This is a genomic window from Ruminococcus gauvreauii (assembly GCF_025151995.1).
In the GTDB taxonomy this organism is placed as follows: domain Bacteria; phylum Bacillota; class Clostridia; order Lachnospirales; family Lachnospiraceae; genus Ruminococcus_G; species Ruminococcus_G gauvreauii.
In genome coordinates this window covers 3,045,745-3,063,556 of the sequence record NZ_CP102290.1, presented here as the reverse complement: position 1 = coordinate 3,063,556, position 17,812 = coordinate 3,045,745, and the positions used below count along the sequence as shown (strand labels likewise).

The following is a 17,812-nucleotide window of genomic DNA, read 5'->3' as shown; positions in this document are numbered from 1 at the left end:
ACTTCATCTTAGTTTTTGCATCGTTTCCTCTGTTTCACACTGTTTTACTTATTCCCGTTGTGTCCATCACCTCTTTTATTTTGAATTCGCCTTACGGACCTGAACATCGATGATAACCGCCACACAGATCAGGATACCGAGCACGATGTCCTGGAACGACGAGTTGATGTTCTGCAGGTTCATGAAGTTCTTTATGATACCGATGATCAGGGAGCCCACGATGGTATTCAGGATATTCCCCACACCTCCGCTCATACTTGTTCCGCCGACGATGACCGCCGTGATCGCATCCATCTCCATCCCTTCACCGGCTGCCGGCTGCCCGGAACTCATCCGCGCCATCAGCAGGATTCCTGCAAGCCCCGTACAGACTCCGCCGAACGCACACGCGAAGAACTTGGATCTCTTTACACGGATACCCGACGCCAGTGCTGCCGCCTGGTTTCCTCCGATCGCATATAACGACCTCCCCATCGGGGTCCATGCCAGTATGATGTACGTGATGATCAGCACGAGGATCATGATCACCACCGGGAACGGGATGAACCCGATGTACCCCTGTCCCAGGAAGTTAAAGGATGCCGGAAGGTTCGAATAGTTCTGCCCCCCCGTGAACGCCATGATCGCTCCGTCTGCCATCTGCATGGATGCCAGCGTTGCGATGAACGGCGGTATGTCAAACGCCGTGATCAGCGCGCCGTTGATCGCACCGAACAGCAGGCCGCATGCCAGGCCTACCACCAGTGCCAGGAACAGATTTCCCGTCTTCATCATGCAGTACGCCGACAGCGTTCCTGCAAACGCCAGCACTCGCCCCGGCGACAGGTCGACCATTCCCGAGATCAGCATCAGCTGCTCCCCGCATGCCAGGATTGTGATGACCACGACCTGGCGGACAACGTTCCTCAAGTTCACGCCCGAAATAAAGTTGCGGTTCACGACCGACATTATCACAAACAACAATACAAAGATCAATACGATCCCAAATTTACTGTAAAATTCAGCCACCGAAAAACTGCCTTTTTTACTCTTCACCATCATGCCTGCCCTCCTATTGCAAAACTCATAATCCTTTCCTGCGTCAGGTCGTCCCCCTGCACCTCACCGGTGATCCGGCCTTCCGCCATGACCAGTGCCCGGTCACAGACACCGATGATCTCCGGGAGCTCAGACGAGATCATGATCACCCCCGCCCCCTGCTGGGCCAGGTCGCACATGATCTTATAGATCTCATACTTCGCACCGACGTCGATTCCCCTCGTCGGCTCGTCCATGATGAACACCGTCGGGTTCTGCAGCAGCCATTTCGCGATGACCACCTTCTGCTGGTTCCCTCCGCTCAAAGACCCTGCGCTCGTCTTGATCGACGGCGCCTTGACGGTCAGCTTTTCGGACATCTGTGCTGCCTCCCTGTCCTCCTGCTTCCGGTTCAGCAAAAATCCCCGGCTGAAATGCTTCAGATTCGCCAGCGCGATATTCTCCCCGATCGAGCGGCACAGCACCAGGCCTTCGCCCTTCCTGTCCTCCGACAGGTAGATGATCCCCGCCCGGATCGCATCCGGCACACGGCGGATCTGCACCTTTTTCCCCTTCAGCCAGATCTCTCCCGACTGCAGCTTATCCAGCCCGAAGACTGCCCTCGCCACTTCCGTACGCCCTGCTCCTACCAGCCCGGACATCCCAAGGATCTCCCCCGCACGCAGGGTAAACGACACGTCCTCAAACACGCCCTCCCGCGTCAGGTTCTTCACTTCCAGGATCGTATCGCCGATCTTCGGGTGTTTCGGCGGGTACACGTTCGTCATCTCACGGCCGACCATCTTCGCGATGATCTCATCCGTCGTGATCTCCCCGACCTTATGGGTCGAGATCGCCTTCCCGTCCCGCAGGATCGTCACCATATCCCCGATCTGCCCGATCTCATCCAGCTTGTGGGAGATATAGATGAAGCTGATCCCCTGCTTTTTCAGCATCCGGATCTTCTCATGGAGCACCTCCACCTCGCTCTCCGTGATCGAGGAAGTGGGCTCATCCATGATGATTACCTTCGCATTTACAGAAATCGCCTTGATGATCTCGATGATCTGCATGTCCGATACCGTCAGCGAACGCATGGTCCGTTTTGCATCGTAGTGGAACCCGAAGTTGTCGATCAGCTGCTGCGCCTCGGCATACATCTTCTTCCACTGGATGGTCTTCAGTTTTGTCAGCGGTGCACGGCCGAGAAAGATGTTCTCGGCGATCGTCAGGTCCAGTACCGGGCTCAGCTCCTGGTGGATCGTCGCCACGCCGATGCTGTTCATATACCTGGGGTTATGCGCCGTGATCTTCTTTCCGTACAGGAACAGGTCGCCTTCATCCGCCACATACAGCCCGTTGATGATCTTGATCAGTGTGGATTTCCCGGCTCCGTTCTCGCCCGCGAGTACATGCACCGTGCCCTCCTCGACCGCGAAGCTGACGTTATCCAGTGCCTTTACCCCAGGAAACGATTTGGAGATGTTCTTTAATTCCAGCACGTTCTTTCCCTTTTCTTTCTCCTTTTCCATTTCCCTCCTCCTTCCAATTTCATTACTCTTTTTAGTCATTTATGACTTTTTGCGCTGCTGTTCCTCACGCTTTTTGTGCATTTTGAACATATTATTATCATACCACAATCATTCTTTTGTCTTCTGGATAATCCGGATATCTATTAGCACAAAAAAGATGTTTTCCCCATTTATCACAGTCAGAAGAAGCCGGCGTATGTTACGATTACAAAAAAATGCAGGAACACCTGACTGCGGTGTTCCTGCATTTTTTGCTTTTTCTTACCGGATGCTTTTGAAATATTTGGGAGAATAGCCCAGTATTTTCTTAAACAGGCGGGTATAGTAATTGGCGTCATAGATGCCTACGCTGGCGGCTGCATCCGCAATATTACACTGATTCCGTTCCAGGTATTCCAGTGATTTAATGATACGGATTCTGTTCAGATATTCCACCGGCGTCATGCCCGTCTCTTCCTTAAAAACAGTTCGGAAATGGCGGCTGCTCCAGTAAACACTTGCCGCCAGTTCCTCTATATCGATCTTCTCTTCCAGATGATTTTCCATATACTCAATCGCCCGGTAAATCGCGTCCTTTCGGGTATCCTTCACTACCCCTTTCGTCTCTTCCTTTTTGCAGTGAATCCTCTGGAAAAACACCAGAAGCATCTGAAGACAGGCAGACTTTACGCATTTGATCCCTTCCTGCTGATGCTCCTGCTCCTGCATCATTTTGTTCAGCCAGTATTCGATCTCACGCCTCTCCTGCATATTGAGATGAAGAATTCCCTGCTTATTTAATTTCACCTGATTCAGCTTTCCATTTTGAAAATCCTCTTCCTTGCTGAACATCTCATGGACAAGATCATCCCACTGTTTGCCAAGCCCATCATTCTGATACAGACGCCCTATGCTGCTCTTTGCCTTATCCAGCGTCATATTGCATTCCTCGCCCAGCATCTCCGGATAAAACTGACAGTTGATGAGCTCAAGATTCGAACTTACCTCATACCCGTGCTGTTCTCCCGGCTCAATAAAAAAGATATCTCCCGGCGCAAGCGATACTTTGACTCCTCTGTACTCGTGGAGACAGGACCCTTTCGTTATCAGCGCAAATTCATGAAAGTGATGACGGTGCGGCTTTACCGAAACCTTATGCGCCCACATAGTCACAGCTATCCCGGTCTCATCCTGTTTCGGAAAATCCAGAAATTCGCCATTATGACTGATTCCCCATCCATTGTCTTTGTCTACAACCCGCATTTTCATCTGTAAAAACCCCTTTTGCAGCAAACGCGGTGAACACTGCCTCACCAGTTCTCACCGCGTTCTTATCAATACGTTTGTTTAGTATTTTCTTTCAATTTCTTCTCTCATAATCTGAGTCCAACGAATCAGATTATCTGGATTGTTGCCAATGGTGTGGTTATCTTTCATAACGAATTCACAGATACCGCCGTATGTTTCCTCTACCGCTCTGCGGCATTCTTTACGCACATGCTCTTCGTTCATCTCAGGCATTGCAAGAGGTGTCGGTTTCAGTTTGACACTTGCAATATAGTCTTTGCCCAGATAATCCGGAACAGTCTTGTAATCAGCCCACGGTGATACCGAAACGTGACGAAGGTGCGGAATCTGTTTCAGATATTTCCAGCGTACATCGTACGGCTCGCAGCATCCGTAATGAGCCAGCCCAAACCTCTCAGCCAGGCGTTTAAAATGCGGCAGGATAAACTCACCGAACATGTCGGGATTGCAGGACACCGTCTCCTGAGCCTGCAGCGTGACCCACATATCCTTCGTACGCACTTTCCCGTCAAAGTCAGAAGCCGGAAGTGCCGTCGTATATCCCTGACCGCCGGTTCCGAGATACGTATTGTCATTATTCAGTGAAAGAAGGCCCTGTTCTTCCAGATAATCAAACCGTTCCATGATACCGTCCGTCATAAAGGTCATCAGACGTTCAATCCATTCCGGATCCGTTACAAAATCACACATGAAATCTTCCATTCCCCGGAATGCGACAAACTCGTTTAAAAAGTCGTCTGCCCAGTGCCATTTCATGGAGAAGCGGCAGTTCAGGATATCCCCAAAGGTATCTTTGGCAAGGTCCATAACCTGATTGCTCTTATCCCAGTCCACTGTTATCTGCGGGAAATGCATCTTGGGAAAATCTTCCTCGTAATCCTCAATGGCCGGCAGCACATGGTAAGATCCGCCCTTTTGTCCAGTATACTCTATTTTGGGCGTAATGCCAAATCCATTATCTGTATAATACCACGGCACGTTGAAATCTTTTGTGATCACCCGGTCATCCCTGATCATCTCCGCAGAATAGATATCTTTGCGGAGTGTATTCTCCCATGTTCTTGCCAGCGGATCTTTGCATTCAAACACATCGTCCGTCATAATCTCATTCCAGCCGTTTTCCGGATCCACAAATATAACCGGATATGTGCTCTTCAGGTCATGATTCTCTGTCCATAACTTTCTTTTGATTTTCATACTGTCTGTCTCAGCGATGGCTGCAACTTTCTCCGCCAGTCTTCGCAGCACCGCCTTATCTTCATCAGAAAATTTCAGTGCCGTATTAATCTGTGCTACCGGTGGATGTTTGTACATATACTGCTCTCTGAATAATTCCCCTCCGCTTACGGATATTTCTGTATCTACACTCATGAAAAAATGTCTCCTTTCAGTTCTTTTTGTCAGGTTAACGAAATCGATTTCAGTTCTTAATAATATTTATAGCACAAACCAACTTCCAATGCACTACAGCCTTTTTGTGAATTCTATCATTTTTTTTAGGTTTTACCCACCTGTCATACACATAAAAAAAGCAGGTCAGAATTATGCATAAGTTCTGACCTGCTTTTTTATAAAATCTGACGAAGACTATCCGATCACTTTTCTCATGATCTCGGACCATTTTGTAAGACGCTGAGGTTCATAACAGATAGTAGAGATATCCTTCAGAGTGAACTCAACCGGGCAGTTATATTTCTGTGCAGCATTCAGGCGCGTACGAAGATCCTCCTCGACCGTCTCAGGGTTCCAGTTCGGTGCAGCAACAAGAGCCGGAGCCGGTTTATTGGAATATACATACCTTCCTTCCATTTCCTCAGCGATCCGCTCAAAATCTTTGACCCAGGCGCTGACAGAAATCTTATGGATTCCTTTGATCTGCTTCACGTATTCCATACGATCATCCAGGGGTTCACAGCATCCGTAATAGCCGAGTCCAAACTTATCGTACCACTCGCCGGCATACTGGAATTCAAACTCATTGTGCATTTCCGGTGATACTGTATAAAGGATCTGCGCCATACCGTACGTCCACACATCTTTCAGTTCAGGTTTCTCCGGATTCTCCGGCAGCAGATCCGTCCAGGCGCCGGTGCAGTGAACCACCTGCTGCTGACGCATCAGGCAATCCATGTCTTTCAGCTTATTGATGGTCGCCAGATGAACATCGATTGTTTTGCGCATCAGCGCATGTACCCAGTCCTCATCAAACAGCATCTTATCGTACAGCGTATCGATATCCGACCACTCCATAAAATGATCCCACGGGCGGTATTCATATTCCGGACCGTCCATGATGACTTTCAGGATATCTCCGACGGCTTCATTTGCCATCTCTTCCCTGCGTTTTGTCTCCTCCTCATCCAGATAGAAATCCGGAACTTTGATCTTTTCAATGTCATCCCAGTCCTGCAGCTGGCTTACATAGGAATGCGCCTCTACCACGTTGCCGTCATCCCTGGTCAGCTTTTCTTCTATGATATCCAGTCCGAAATTCAACCCGCGTATCACTTTCGGTATGTAGATATAGGGTTCATATACCCAGTCATCCTGAATGTGTTTATGACGGTACAGAAGCTGTCTCAGCGTGGTCTCCATTTCCTGATAGAATGGATCCTCACACCTGAGTGTCAGCTCATCATTGACATTCATCTCATTCCATGGAAATTCTCCCATCAGAAACATTGGTTTGTCCACCTTGCGGGCATTCAGATGATACCACTGCTGTTTTCTTTCTTTCATAATGGGCAGCGTCGACAGTTCTGCCAGTTCATTTGCCAGGTTCCTCAGTACCTGAATATCGTTTTTCAACATATTGCATTTCCTCCTTACACTGTATGCTGATTGCACCACATCTCTTATGCATCAAGCATAGCACAGTCAGCCAGGAACATGTTAGGACGCTGCGGATTAAAACTTGGACAAAACACAGATTTTTCTGTTGATCAATCCTGTATCTTTTTAAAATATCTGGGTGAATATCCCATGATCTTTTTAAACAGCCGGCTGAAATATGCGGGATCGTAATACCCGACTCGCTCCGCTGCCTCCGACACATTTAAGTTTTCTTTCTGCATATACTCCAGCGACTTCAGGATTCTCAGCCTGTTCAGGTATTCTGTCGGCGTGAGCCCCGTCACATCCTTGAATACTGACCGGAAGTATCCGACACTCCAGTATGCGCTGTCTGCCATCTGATTAAAATCCAGCTCTTCCGCAATATGCGTCTCCATGTAAGCCAGTATTTCATAAATCTTTTCTTTTCGGCAGTCCTTGTGGTGGCTGCTCTGCTCAAACTGGCGCCTTTGAATCCGCCTGAATTTCACAAGTATCATCTGAAGGCAGGCCATCTTGATCTGCTCCATGCCCTCCTCGCGGTTTTCCTGCTCCTCCATCATGCTGTTCATAAGGTACTCGATCACGCTTCGCTCCTTCATGTTCAAATGAATGATCCCCTGCCGGTTCAGATTACTCTGCCGCGACTGGTAGATCCAGTCCTCCTCCGAATCTGACAATCCCCGGATCAGCTCATTCCACCTGTTCTGTATTTCTCTCTTCTCATATACGATATCATTCCTTTGTTTCACACCTTCCAGCATCTCATTGCATTCCCGGCTCAGTTCCTCCGAAAAAAACTGACAGTTGATCAGTTCAATCGGAGCCTGAATCTCATAACTGTGCTCTTCACCGGGTTCAATCAGAAATACGTCCCCCGGGATCAGGGGCACCTGAACCCCCTTGTATACATGGATGCAGCACCCCTTGGTAATCAGTGCAAATTCCAGAAAGTTATGTCGGTGCGGTTTCACGGAAACCATGTGATTCCACACTGTCACAGCGATTCCGCTGCTGTCCTGCCTTGGAAATTCCAGGTAGCCGTCATGACAGGGCACCATCCAGCCGTTTTCGTCCCATATATCCATTTTTCATCACTCCGCTTTGTCATTTATTCATCCGTGTACAGCATTCAAAAGACACAACTCCCCTCACGGGAAGCTGTGTCTATTATTTTACCAAATCAACTGATTAACCGCCAGCAATTAATCCAGATACTCTTCAACATTTTTTGCATCTACTGTTTCAAACGGAATCGAGAAGCTGACGGTCTCTTTCTTTCCGTTCACACATGCATCGTATGCAGAGACAGCCCCCCACTTTGCCTGCCCCATCGCGTTCTGGAATACTGTGCAGGCAATATTACCCGCTTTCACCTCTTTCAGACAGTCCTGATTTGCATCGATACCTAAAATCTTAACCTTATCGGCAAGACCTGCCGCCTGATAAGCCTGGAGTGTACCCATCGCACTCTCGTCATTACAGCACGGGATCACCTGTACTTCATCACTAAATGAAGTGATCCAGTCCTCCGCGTTTGTCATGGCAATATCCCTCATATATTCAGAGATCAGCACCGCCTTGAGGTCATAGTTATACCCTGCGGCATCAAGAGTTTCAAAGAGACCGTTGTGGCGCTGTGCAGAATGATCATATCCGTCAGAGCCTTTCTGATAGCACATGACAACCGGATCTGTATCATCCACGTTTTCAATCAGCCATTCAGCCTGAAGCTTGCCCGCCTCATAGTTGGAGGATCCGACATAACCGATTTCCTTTTCCAGGTGGTCGCTGTGAATGACGGAGTTCAGACAGACAAGCGGCATCCCCTCCGCCATACAGGTGTCCACTACCCCCACACAGCCGTCTGCATCCTGTGGTATGATGATGATACAGTCTACGCCCTGGGCGATAAAGTTTTCGGCAAGCTGGAGCTGAACATTGGGGTCCAGTTCACCATCCGCCTCGAGAACCTTCACATTCGGAAAATTCTTCTCACAATAGCTCACGAAGGTATTTCGGATCTTCGTCGTAAAGGTATCTTCAAAACCCATGTCAATGAATCCCCATGTGTACTCCTCTTCTCCGCTGGGTGCGTATTTTTCCGTATAAGCAACCTCCCAGTCTCCGAGTGTTTCTTCTGACGCTGCCTGGATCTTGTCTTCCGAAACCTTAATATCTGTTTCCACCTTGCCCGAGCTCTCTGTTGTTTCCATTCCTTCACTTAACGCGGGATCATCACCCGCCGCACCGCCGGCTGTTCCTCCCGATCCGCCAGAACATCCCGTCATGCCCAGCACCAGTCCCATCGTCAAAAGCACTGCTAAAAGTTTCTTCATTTTGGTTTTCCTCCTTTTTTTGTTTACTTTATAAATGAAATCATATGATGTTGGGTTTATTTCATCACTTTCTTTAACCCTTTGATCTGGATTTGCGTACCTGAATATCGATGATAACTGCAATCATAACCAGCAGGCCCAGCACGATTTTCTGATAAGAGGCATTGATGTTCTGCAGATTCATAAAGTTTTTGATGATGCCGATGATCAGCGAACCGACAATCGTGTTTACGATAGTTCCCGTACCGCCTGACATGCTGGTCCCGCCGATGATAACAGCCGTGATGGCATCCATCTCATAACTCTCAGCAGCAGCCGGCTGACCGGAGTTCATGCGTGACATCAGCACGATACCTGCGATACCTGACATCACTCCGGCAAACGCAGCAGCAAAAAACTTTGTAAAACGCACGTTGATGCCGGATGCCCTTGCTGCAGCCGTATTGCCGCCGACGGCATACATGGCACGCCCGATAGGCGTCCATGAGAGGATGTAATATGTGATCAAAAGTATAAATGCCATGATGAAGACCGGAAATGGAATCGGTCCGACATATCCCTGTCCGATAAACTGGAACGCAGCTCCCAGATTCGAGTAGTTCTGACCTCCTGTAAACGCCATGATCGCACCTTCTGCAACCATCATCGATGCCAGGGTGCCGATAAACGGCGGAATGTCAAAAAATGTGATAACAAATCCGTTGAAAGCACCGAATAACAGACCTACCAGGACTCCTACACCAATTGCCAGAAACAGATTGCCGGTTACAAGAACCACGTATGCGGCGAGTGTACCGGCACAGGCGAGAACACGCGAAGCCGAGAGATCGATCATTCCGCAGATGATCATCAGCTGCTCACCACACGCCATGATCGTGATAACCACAATCTGCCTCAGAATATTCCTGACATTCATCCCGGAAAGAAACGACCGGTTCCATATCGAAAACACGATAAACATGAGCAAAAATACCAGGAATATACCAAATCTGTTATAAAACTCACCAATACTGAATTGCTTTTTTTCTCTAATCTTTTCCATTGACAGCCGCCCCTCCTAACGCAAAACTCATAATTCTCTCCTGTGAGAAATCTTTTCGTGCAACCTCTCCGGTTATCCTGCCTTCCGCCATGACAAGCGTCCGGTCACAGACGCCGATAATCTCGGGAAGTTCCGATGAGATCATGATAACTCCGGCACCCTGTGCGGCCAGATCACACATAATCTTATAAATTTCATATTTGGCGCCGACGTCAATTCCCCTGGTCGGTTCATCCATGATAAATACCAGCGGATCCTGAAGAAGCCATTTTGCGATGACTACCTTCTGCTGGTTTCCCCCGGAGAGACTCTGCGCCTCCGTGTGGATCGTAGGTGTCTTGATCGCCAGTTTTTTCTTCATCTCCTCGGCATCCTGCCTCTCCAGCTTCTTGTTGAGCAGAAATCCTCTGTACCTCTTAAGGTTGGGCAGTCCGATGTTCTCAGCAATGGAGCGGATCAATACCAGCCCTTCCAGCTTCCTGTCTTCAGACAGCATAATGATCCCTTCTTTTATAGCATCGGATACTTTTCTGATCTCGATTTGTCTCCCGTTGATATAGAGTTCTCCGGTCTCATGCGGATCGAGTCCGAATATCGCTCTCACTACCTCTGTACGTCCCGCTCCTACAAGTCCCGCCATCCCGAGGATCTCGCCTTTGTGAAGGGTAAACGTCACATTATGAAAAATTTTCGGCTGTGTAAAATTTTTAACTTCGAAGAGTGCTTTCCCTATACCGGATTCTTTGATGGGATAAACATGATCCATCCTGCGTCCAACCATTTTCGTGATAATCTCTTCTGTCGTCAGCTCATCAACACCGTGTGAGGATATCACCCTGCCGTCACGTATGACTGTAACTCTGTCGCCCACCTGTCTGATCTCTTCCAGCTTGTGTGAGATATAGATAATGCTGATTCCCATTTTTCTCAGCTTATGTATCTGCTCATGCAGAACTGCTACCTCCGACTCCGTAATGGAGGATGTCGGCTCATCCATGATAATCACTTTGGCGTTCACGGAAATCGCCTTAATGATCTCAATGATCTGCATGTCGGAAACCGTGAGCGACCTCATGATCCGTCTGGCGTCATAGTGGAATCCCAGATCATCAATCAGCTTTTGTGCGTCTTTTACCATACGCTTTTTATCGACAATTTTAGGTCCTCGAGTCGGCACACGGCCGAGAAAAATATTCTCTGCAATCGTCAGGTCAGGAACAGGATTCAATTCCTGATGTATCGTCGCAATACCGATTTCCTTCATATATCTGGGATTATGTGTTGTGATTTTTTCACCAAATACACAGAGCTCTCCCTGGTCCGCAGTATACATGCCATTAATGATCTTGATAAGCGTAGATTTTCCCGCACCATTCTCCCCTACCAGAATGTGAACACTGCCCTCCTCCACGGCAAAGCTGACATCGTCAAGCGCCTTTACACCCGGGAATGACTTGGAAATATGCTTTAGCTCCAACGCTATTTTTTTCTTCTCCACCTTATCCCTCCTCAACAATTAGAATCGAATGGCACCTTTGATATAAGCGGGGTCTTTTCCAGTCATAACCTCAAATGCCTCGTTGATATCCTCCAGTTTAAACTCGTGCGTTACATATTCATCGATCGGCATCACTTTATCAATATACGCCTGAACCGCTATCTCCCGATCTCTTTCCAGATCTGAAGAATACCAGGGATGAACAGAATGCAGCTGTGCGGATTTGATCATCAGGTTATAACCCGTCTCTGCATCCCACATCTCTGTCTTTCCATACATGGAAGGTATTAAAATTTTTCCGCCTGACAGCGCTCCGAAGAATTCTGCGTTTCGAACAATTTGGGATGCAGTCTTCAGTCCCCCGAGACTTCCGGTAATTTCAATCACAACATCCACACCGCGATTTCCTGTGGTTTCATAAATGATTTCATCCAGATCCTGCCTGTCCGGATTGATCAGCAATGTCGCTCCGAGTTTTTTTGCATGCTCCAGTCTGCCATCATCAAAATCGATTGCAATGATTTCCTTTGCCCCGCTGTTTTTCAGGCCGCCGATCGTCATCAGTCCCATAATTCCGCATCCGATGACGGCGCAGGTATCATAAAACTGTGGGTTCGCCGCACGGACGATATTCACACAGCACTGCATCGGCTCAACCAGGCATTTCTCGATGTTCCTGGTTCCTTCCGGAATCCCTGCCATCTGTATTTCTTTCACGATAATGTAGGTTGCAAATGCCCCCTGCAGAAGCGTCGGACCTGAGACATAATCACCCTTTTTAAACTTTTTAATATCCTTTCCCGTCTCAACGACAATACCTATCGGTTCGTGACCAAATGCAACCGGATATTCCATATCTCCCATACACATATTGCCGTATTTATTGTATACGATATTGGCTTTTCCCATATACACGTTCACATCCGAATGACACAGTCCGGAAGAGATCGTCTGAATCAGCATCTCATCATCTGCTATCGGCCGCAGCTCTTCATTAAACAGTTCAAATCTTTTTGGTTCAACTAAGTAAGCAATTGTTCTCTTCAACTTCAAATTTCCTCCCTGAATATTTTGTCTTTCATTTAAAATATGTATATTTTTCTTATAAAAGCAGTATATCATGTGAATTTTTGTTTTTTTAGGACTTTTCAAAGATTAACTTGGACTTTTTGCAGATGTTTGCATCATGCGGTAATACAGCGCAAAAAAATAGAAGCTGTGCTTCGTCCGCATCAGCTTCCATCCTTCATCTCATATCCTTTTAAAATAACGTGGCGAATATCCTATCACCTTTTTAAACAGCCTGCTGTAATAACTTGGATCATAGATTCCTACCTTTTCCGCCGCCTCCGAAATCATCAGATGATCCTTTTCCATGTACTCAAGTGATTTTACGATTCTGAGACGGTTAAGATATTCTACAGGCGGCAGCCCTGTCACATCTTTAAATATAGACCGGAAATATCCTTCACTCCAATAGCTTTTTTTAGCCAGTTCTGTCAGGTCGATCTTTTCAGCAAGATGTTCTTCCATGTAATTGATTGCCCGATAAATCTGTTCCCGCCTGTCATCCTGATGCTGTGTCAGTTTCTGAAAACGTCTGTTCTGAATTCGCTGAAGCATCACCAGAATCATCTGAAGACAAGCCGATTTCACATTTGCAAATCCCTGTTCCTTTCTTCTCTGTTCACGCATCATTCTTTGCAGGAGATACTCTGCATCCCGCCGTTCCTCCGACTCAAGGTGTATGACCCCCTGTCTGTTCAGACTATTCTGACGGTTCTGCTCATGTCCCTCACATGCAATTTCGGCATAGGCGGAAACATTTTGGAGCAGTTCATTCCAACGCTTTTTCAGTTCAAACTCATCATACAGGATTTCCTGTTCGCCGCTGACCTTCTCCAGCATCTGACTGCATTCGTCATTCAAGCTTTCCCCATAAAACTGACAGTTGATGATTTCAATCGGCATCTGAGTTGCATATCCATGAAATTCATGTGGCGCTATCAGGAAAACATCTCCTGGAATCAGAGGCACGTCAATCCCCCGATAACTGTGCACACAGCTTCCCTGTGTCAGCAGCGCAAATTCGTAAAATGCATGGCTGTGCATGCCGATTCCCAGGTGATTCCAGGTTGTTACTGAAATATTGCTGGAATCTTGTGTCATAAATCTCATATAGCCATCGCGCTCTGACATCACCCAGCGCTCTTCATCAAACTCCTGTAGCGGTACATTTATCTGAAACTTGTCCAAATATACCCCCCCCGCAAAAATTAGTTTTATTATAAGAATATATACTAGATTATACCATATTATCTTAAAATTTCAAGAGTCAAGAACATTTATTCATATATGGCATATGAATCATGAATTTCGAAAGAAATCGATCGCTGTATGGCAATCGACTTCTTTCAAAACTACTGTCGGTTTGTACTCTCAAATGTTCAATGAAGTCTCAGGCCTTCTGTTCTTAAAGAAAACCTTCATGCAACCGGTTCTTTATGAAAATGGTGAAATACGTTTTACTGTAAGCGTGGCATTTGTAAATGAAGCCAAGTCAAAGACTGCAGCGCTGGTAGAATAAAATGCCAGATCAACCTGACCGCTCAGAAATTCAATGACGCTGCCCTGCAGGATCGTAGTGTCAGTTGTAGAAAGTGTGCTGTATTGCAATGTGGAGTCAATAAAAGTTCCGTTTTGCCGTACCCCCGCAGAAATTGTCTGATCGGTTCCCTCAACTGGGGCGATGCGGATCATATAATTGATTTCATATTCACCCGGTATATAAATTTGCATCTCATTCTGGTTTGCTCCAACATTGAAAAAGGGCATATAATTACTGAGCTGTACCTGTTCCACCTGATCGCTGGCAGAAAAATCAAACGACTGAACAGTGTTGGAATAAAGGCCTCCGAACGCTGCTTCCATTTCTCTTCCAGCGATTTCAACAGTTGCCGGATAATCGGATAAGAACATACCTAAATTCGGCGATATAAAATTTAAGTCTTCTCCGAACCTGATAGGTATTGGGCCGCCGTTGCCATTGATATAAAATAAAACATCTCCTGGATTAAAGGTTCCGACCGGTCCCTGCTCACCCTGTGGACCAGGTTCTCCCTGTGGGCCAGCTTCTCCCTGTGGGCCGGGGTCTCCCTGCGGACCAGGTTCTCCCTGCGGACCAGCTTCTCCCTGTGAGCCAGGTTCTCCCTGCGGACCAGCTTCTCCCTGTGGGCCAGGTTCTCCCTGAGGACCAGCTTCTCCCTGCGGACCAGCTTCTCCCTGCGGACCGGCTTCTCCCTGTGGGCCAGGTTCTCCCTGCGGACCAGCTTCTCCCTGTGGGCCCGGTATACCCTGCGGGCCCCGGCAGCATCCACATTTACAGCACTCACAACTATTACTATTCAGTCTTTCATTCTTGCAATTGTTATTATTTATATTCATATTAGAATCCTCCTGCACACATATTCAAAACTCATATGCGCGTTAAATATCAGGAATGCCCATGTACAGTCAGTCTCGCCGCTGATGTTCACGGCCACCCTAATATAAGATTATGACAAAAACTGTCAAGTAGTTCCCGTTTAACATAATCGCAGAATCTGGTTTTTCCTTAAATAGGCAGAGAGGTTCTTTTCTAATATCTATACAATTAAAACGCCGCGACTTTTATGAAGTCGCGGCATTAAGGGTTTGATGATTATCTTTTCAGTTATTATTTTACCAATTCTTTTGCAAGAGTAGCTGCTGAAGCTGCATCCTCTGAATATCCGTCAGCTCCGATTTCATCAGCAAATTCCTGTGTGATAGGTGCTCCGCCTACCATGATCTTGATGTTGCTTCTGAAGTCTGATTCGTTCAGCGCTGCTACGGTGTCTCTCATGGACGGCATTGTTGTTGTCAGCAGTGCGGACAGGCATACAATCTTTGTATCCGGGTTTGCTTTGTAGCACTCGATGATTTTCTCGATCGGAACGTCTACTCCGAGGTCGATCACTTCGAATCCTGCACTTTCGATCATCATCGCTACCAGGTTCTTTCCGATATCATGAAGGTCGCCTGCTACTGTTGCGATGATCAGTTTTCCCATTGCTCCTGTGCTTCCTGCTGAAAGATGTGGTTTCAGTACTTCTACACCTTTTTTCATTGCTCTTGCTGCTACCAGCATCTCCGGTACGAAGATCTCGTTGTTTTTGAATTTCTCTCCGACAACTGCCATTGCGTCGATCATTCCGCCGTTCAGGATCTCTGTAGGATCACATCCATCATCCAATGCTGCCTGTACAGCCGGTCCAACTAATTTTGCTTTTCCCTTTGCTACTAAATCTGCAACTTCCTGAATTTTTGGTGACATGTTAAATTCCTCCGCTTCTTTAAATAATGTTTTGATATTTAAACCGAAGGATAAGTCTTCCTCAAAACTTATCCTCCGATTACATCACCACTGATGCTTTTTATTATGCTTTCTGTACCGGTCCGATCAGGCCTTCCCTGTAAGCTCCGATGTATTCCATGCAGTAATCATCCAGTCCCAGAAGCGCCTCTGTCGCATAGATGAGTCCCATCATATCCCTGTTCAGCGGATCAAGGATCGCGCTGTCGAGTCCTGCGTTCATCGCAAGTACGGTAAATCCAAGGTTCACCAGTTTTCTTGCCGGCAGGTTAAAGGAGATGTTGCTGACTGCCGCTGTGATATGTATGGTCGGATACTGCGCACGGATCGTGCTGATCACCTCTGTGATCATTGCGATGCCATCTTCCGATGTACAAAGCATTTCGATCAGCGGATCAATATGGATCCTGCTCGGATCGATATTGTACTCTTTCGCCTTCTCCATAATCTTACCGAATACTTCCAGCCTCTTCTCAGCCGTACGCGGGATTCCGGTGTCATCACACAGCAGTGCAACTACTTCCCAGCCCGGATTAGCTGCCACGATCGGGAACAGCTCATCAATTTTATCACCTTCCATGGATACGGAATTGATGATACCAGGTCTGCTGCAGCATTTATATGCTTCGCTCAGCACTTTTGCACTCGGGCTGTCCACTGCGATCGGAAGATCTGTTACGCTCTCCACGAGACCGATCATCCACTTCAGCGTCTCAACTTCTACTGCTTCGTCAACAGATGCACACACATCGATAAATGTTGCGCCTGCCTCTGCCTCTTTTTTTGCGATATCTTTGATCCATTCTTCATCACGTGCCGCGATTGCTTTCGCCATGGATGGAATGGAACCATTGATCTTTTCACCAATAATAATCATGCCGGGTAAACCCTCCTAAAAGTATTTTCTTATTTAGCTTTGCGAGAAATTGCTTTTTTCACTTTTCTAACGATATGATCAGAAGTCAGATCAAATCTCTCTCTCAGGTAATCCTGAGGACCAACTTCACCATATACATCTTCTACAGCAACATATTCAACCGGAACCTCGATTTCCGTTGCCAGAGCTTCCGTCACCGCGCTGAACAGACCGCCGATTTTGTTGTGGTTCTCTGCTGTCACGACAGCACCGGTCTCTTTTGCATATTTCAGTGCACACTCTTTGTCAAGAGGTTTTACCGTAAACATATCTACGATCGCGATCTCGATGCCTTCTTTTGCCAGCTCTTCAGCTGCCATGAATGCTTCGTGGATCATAATGCCTGTTGCAAATACAACGGCATCTTTGCCTTCGCGCAGAGTAATACCCTTGCCGATCGGCATCTCTTCGCCGTCGCCGTAAACTTTTGCAGCCATTTTACGTCCGCAGCGGATATATTTTACACCCTCGATATCGTTTACCTGATGCAGAACGCTAGTCAGCTGATTTGCATCAGCGATATCGATAACAGTGGCTGTCGGGATTGCACGGTACAGTGCCATATCTTCAAACGGCATGTGTGTTCCGCCGTTGAAAGCTGCGCAGATACCTGCATCAGTTCCGATTACAGTGATATCATTTCCTGTGTATCCTGCAGACAAGAACACCTGGTCAAAGCAGCGGCGGGATGCAAACGGTCCGAATGTGTGTGCAATCGGTTTAAATCCCTGAGAAGCCAGTCCAGCTGCGACTCCCATCATGTTGCCCTCTGCGATACCGCAGTTGATCGCTCTGTCAGGATTGGCAGCGCCCCATTTTGCAGTTCCGATACAGCTCATAAGGTCTGCATCCAGATAAATAACGTCAGGATCCTTTTCTGCTAATGCAGGAATCTCTTTTCCAAGAATATCCTTGAATGCGCGGGATTCCATTTCACCATTATATACTATCTTCAT

16 protein-coding genes are annotated in these 17,812 nt (G+C 47.3%); all 16 read right to left on the bottom strand.

Annotation, left to right across the window (positions count from 1 at the left end; genetic code table 11):
- Positions 1-75: 75 nt before the first annotated feature.
- Positions 76-1,041, bottom strand: a complete 966-nt coding sequence (locus tag NQ502_RS14525) for an ABC transporter permease (RefSeq protein WP_260046567.1) — start codon at positions 1,039-1,041, stop codon at positions 76-78.
- Positions 1,038-2,549 (bottom strand): sugar ABC transporter ATP-binding protein, encoded by a 1,512-nt coding sequence (locus tag NQ502_RS14520; RefSeq protein ID WP_260046566.1) that lies wholly within the window; start codon positions 2,547-2,549, stop codon positions 1,038-1,040. Before NQ502_RS14520 ends, NQ502_RS14525 begins: the two co-directional genes overlap by 4 nt.
- A 261-nt stretch (positions 2,550-2,810) precedes the next feature.
- On the bottom strand, positions 2,811-3,797 hold the full coding sequence (locus NQ502_RS14515) for an AraC family transcriptional regulator (RefSeq protein ID WP_028530276.1): 987 nt from the start codon (positions 3,795-3,797) through the stop codon (positions 2,811-2,813).
- A 78-nt stretch (positions 3,798-3,875) separates the two neighbouring features.
- The gene (locus tag NQ502_RS14510; protein ID WP_207637671.1) at positions 3,876-5,207 is read right to left on the bottom strand and encodes a ribbon-helix-helix domain-containing protein; all 1,332 of its coding nucleotides are present in this window, start codon (positions 5,205-5,207) and stop codon (positions 3,876-3,878) included.
- A gap of 216 nt (positions 5,208-5,423) precedes the next feature.
- Positions 5,424-6,647, bottom strand: a complete 1,224-nt coding sequence (locus NQ502_RS14505; protein WP_028530274.1) for a hypothetical protein — start codon at positions 6,645-6,647, stop codon at positions 5,424-5,426.
- A 131-nt stretch (positions 6,648-6,778) separates the two neighbouring features.
- A complete protein-coding gene (locus tag NQ502_RS14500) occupies positions 6,779-7,756 on the bottom strand; it encodes an AraC family transcriptional regulator (protein WP_028530273.1) in 978 nt (325 codons plus the stop codon).
- Positions 7,757-7,873: 117 nt separating this feature from the next.
- Positions 7,874-9,007 (bottom strand): sugar ABC transporter substrate-binding protein, encoded by a 1,134-nt coding sequence (locus NQ502_RS14495; RefSeq protein WP_028530272.1) that lies wholly within the window; start codon positions 9,005-9,007, stop codon positions 7,874-7,876.
- Between the two features lie 73 nt (positions 9,008-9,080).
- Complete coding sequence (locus NQ502_RS14490) at positions 9,081-10,049, bottom strand: ABC transporter permease (RefSeq protein WP_049898502.1); 969 nt, start codon at positions 10,047-10,049, stop codon at positions 9,081-9,083.
- A complete protein-coding gene (locus NQ502_RS14485; RefSeq protein ID WP_044983640.1) occupies positions 10,036-11,547 on the bottom strand; it encodes a sugar ABC transporter ATP-binding protein in 1,512 nt (503 codons plus the stop codon). The genes NQ502_RS14490 and NQ502_RS14485 overlap by 14 nt, the downstream gene beginning before the upstream one ends.
- Positions 11,548-11,565: 18 nt before the next feature.
- Positions 11,566-12,594 (bottom strand): zinc-dependent alcohol dehydrogenase, encoded by a 1,029-nt coding sequence (locus NQ502_RS14480; RefSeq protein ID WP_028530269.1) that lies wholly within the window; start codon positions 12,592-12,594, stop codon positions 11,566-11,568.
- Positions 12,595-12,798: 204 nt separating this feature from the next.
- On the bottom strand, positions 12,799-13,803 hold the full coding sequence (locus NQ502_RS14475) for an AraC family transcriptional regulator (RefSeq protein ID WP_028530268.1): 1,005 nt from the start codon (positions 13,801-13,803) through the stop codon (positions 12,799-12,801).
- A 246-nt stretch (positions 13,804-14,049) separates the two neighbouring features.
- Positions 14,050-14,478, bottom strand: a complete 429-nt coding sequence (locus tag NQ502_RS14470; RefSeq protein ID WP_242830311.1) for a hypothetical protein — start codon at positions 14,476-14,478, stop codon at positions 14,050-14,052.
- A gap of 71 nt (positions 14,479-14,549) precedes the next feature.
- Positions 14,550-14,939, bottom strand: a complete 390-nt coding sequence (locus NQ502_RS19365) for a hypothetical protein (protein WP_242830310.1) — start codon at positions 14,937-14,939, stop codon at positions 14,550-14,552.
- Positions 14,940-15,262: 323 nt separating this feature from the next.
- Complete coding sequence (locus NQ502_RS14460; protein WP_240288941.1) at positions 15,263-15,901, bottom strand: corrinoid protein; 639 nt, start codon at positions 15,899-15,901, stop codon at positions 15,263-15,265.
- A gap of 103 nt (positions 15,902-16,004) precedes the next feature.
- Positions 16,005-16,817: a methyltetrahydrofolate cobalamin methyltransferase gene (locus tag NQ502_RS14455; protein ID WP_260046565.1), complete on the bottom strand. Its 813-nt coding sequence runs from the start codon at positions 16,815-16,817 to the stop codon at positions 16,005-16,007.
- A gap of 29 nt (positions 16,818-16,846) precedes the next feature.
- The gene (locus NQ502_RS14450; protein WP_028530239.1) at positions 16,847-17,812 is read right to left on the bottom strand and encodes a transketolase family protein; all 966 of its coding nucleotides are present in this window, start codon (positions 17,810-17,812) and stop codon (positions 16,847-16,849) included.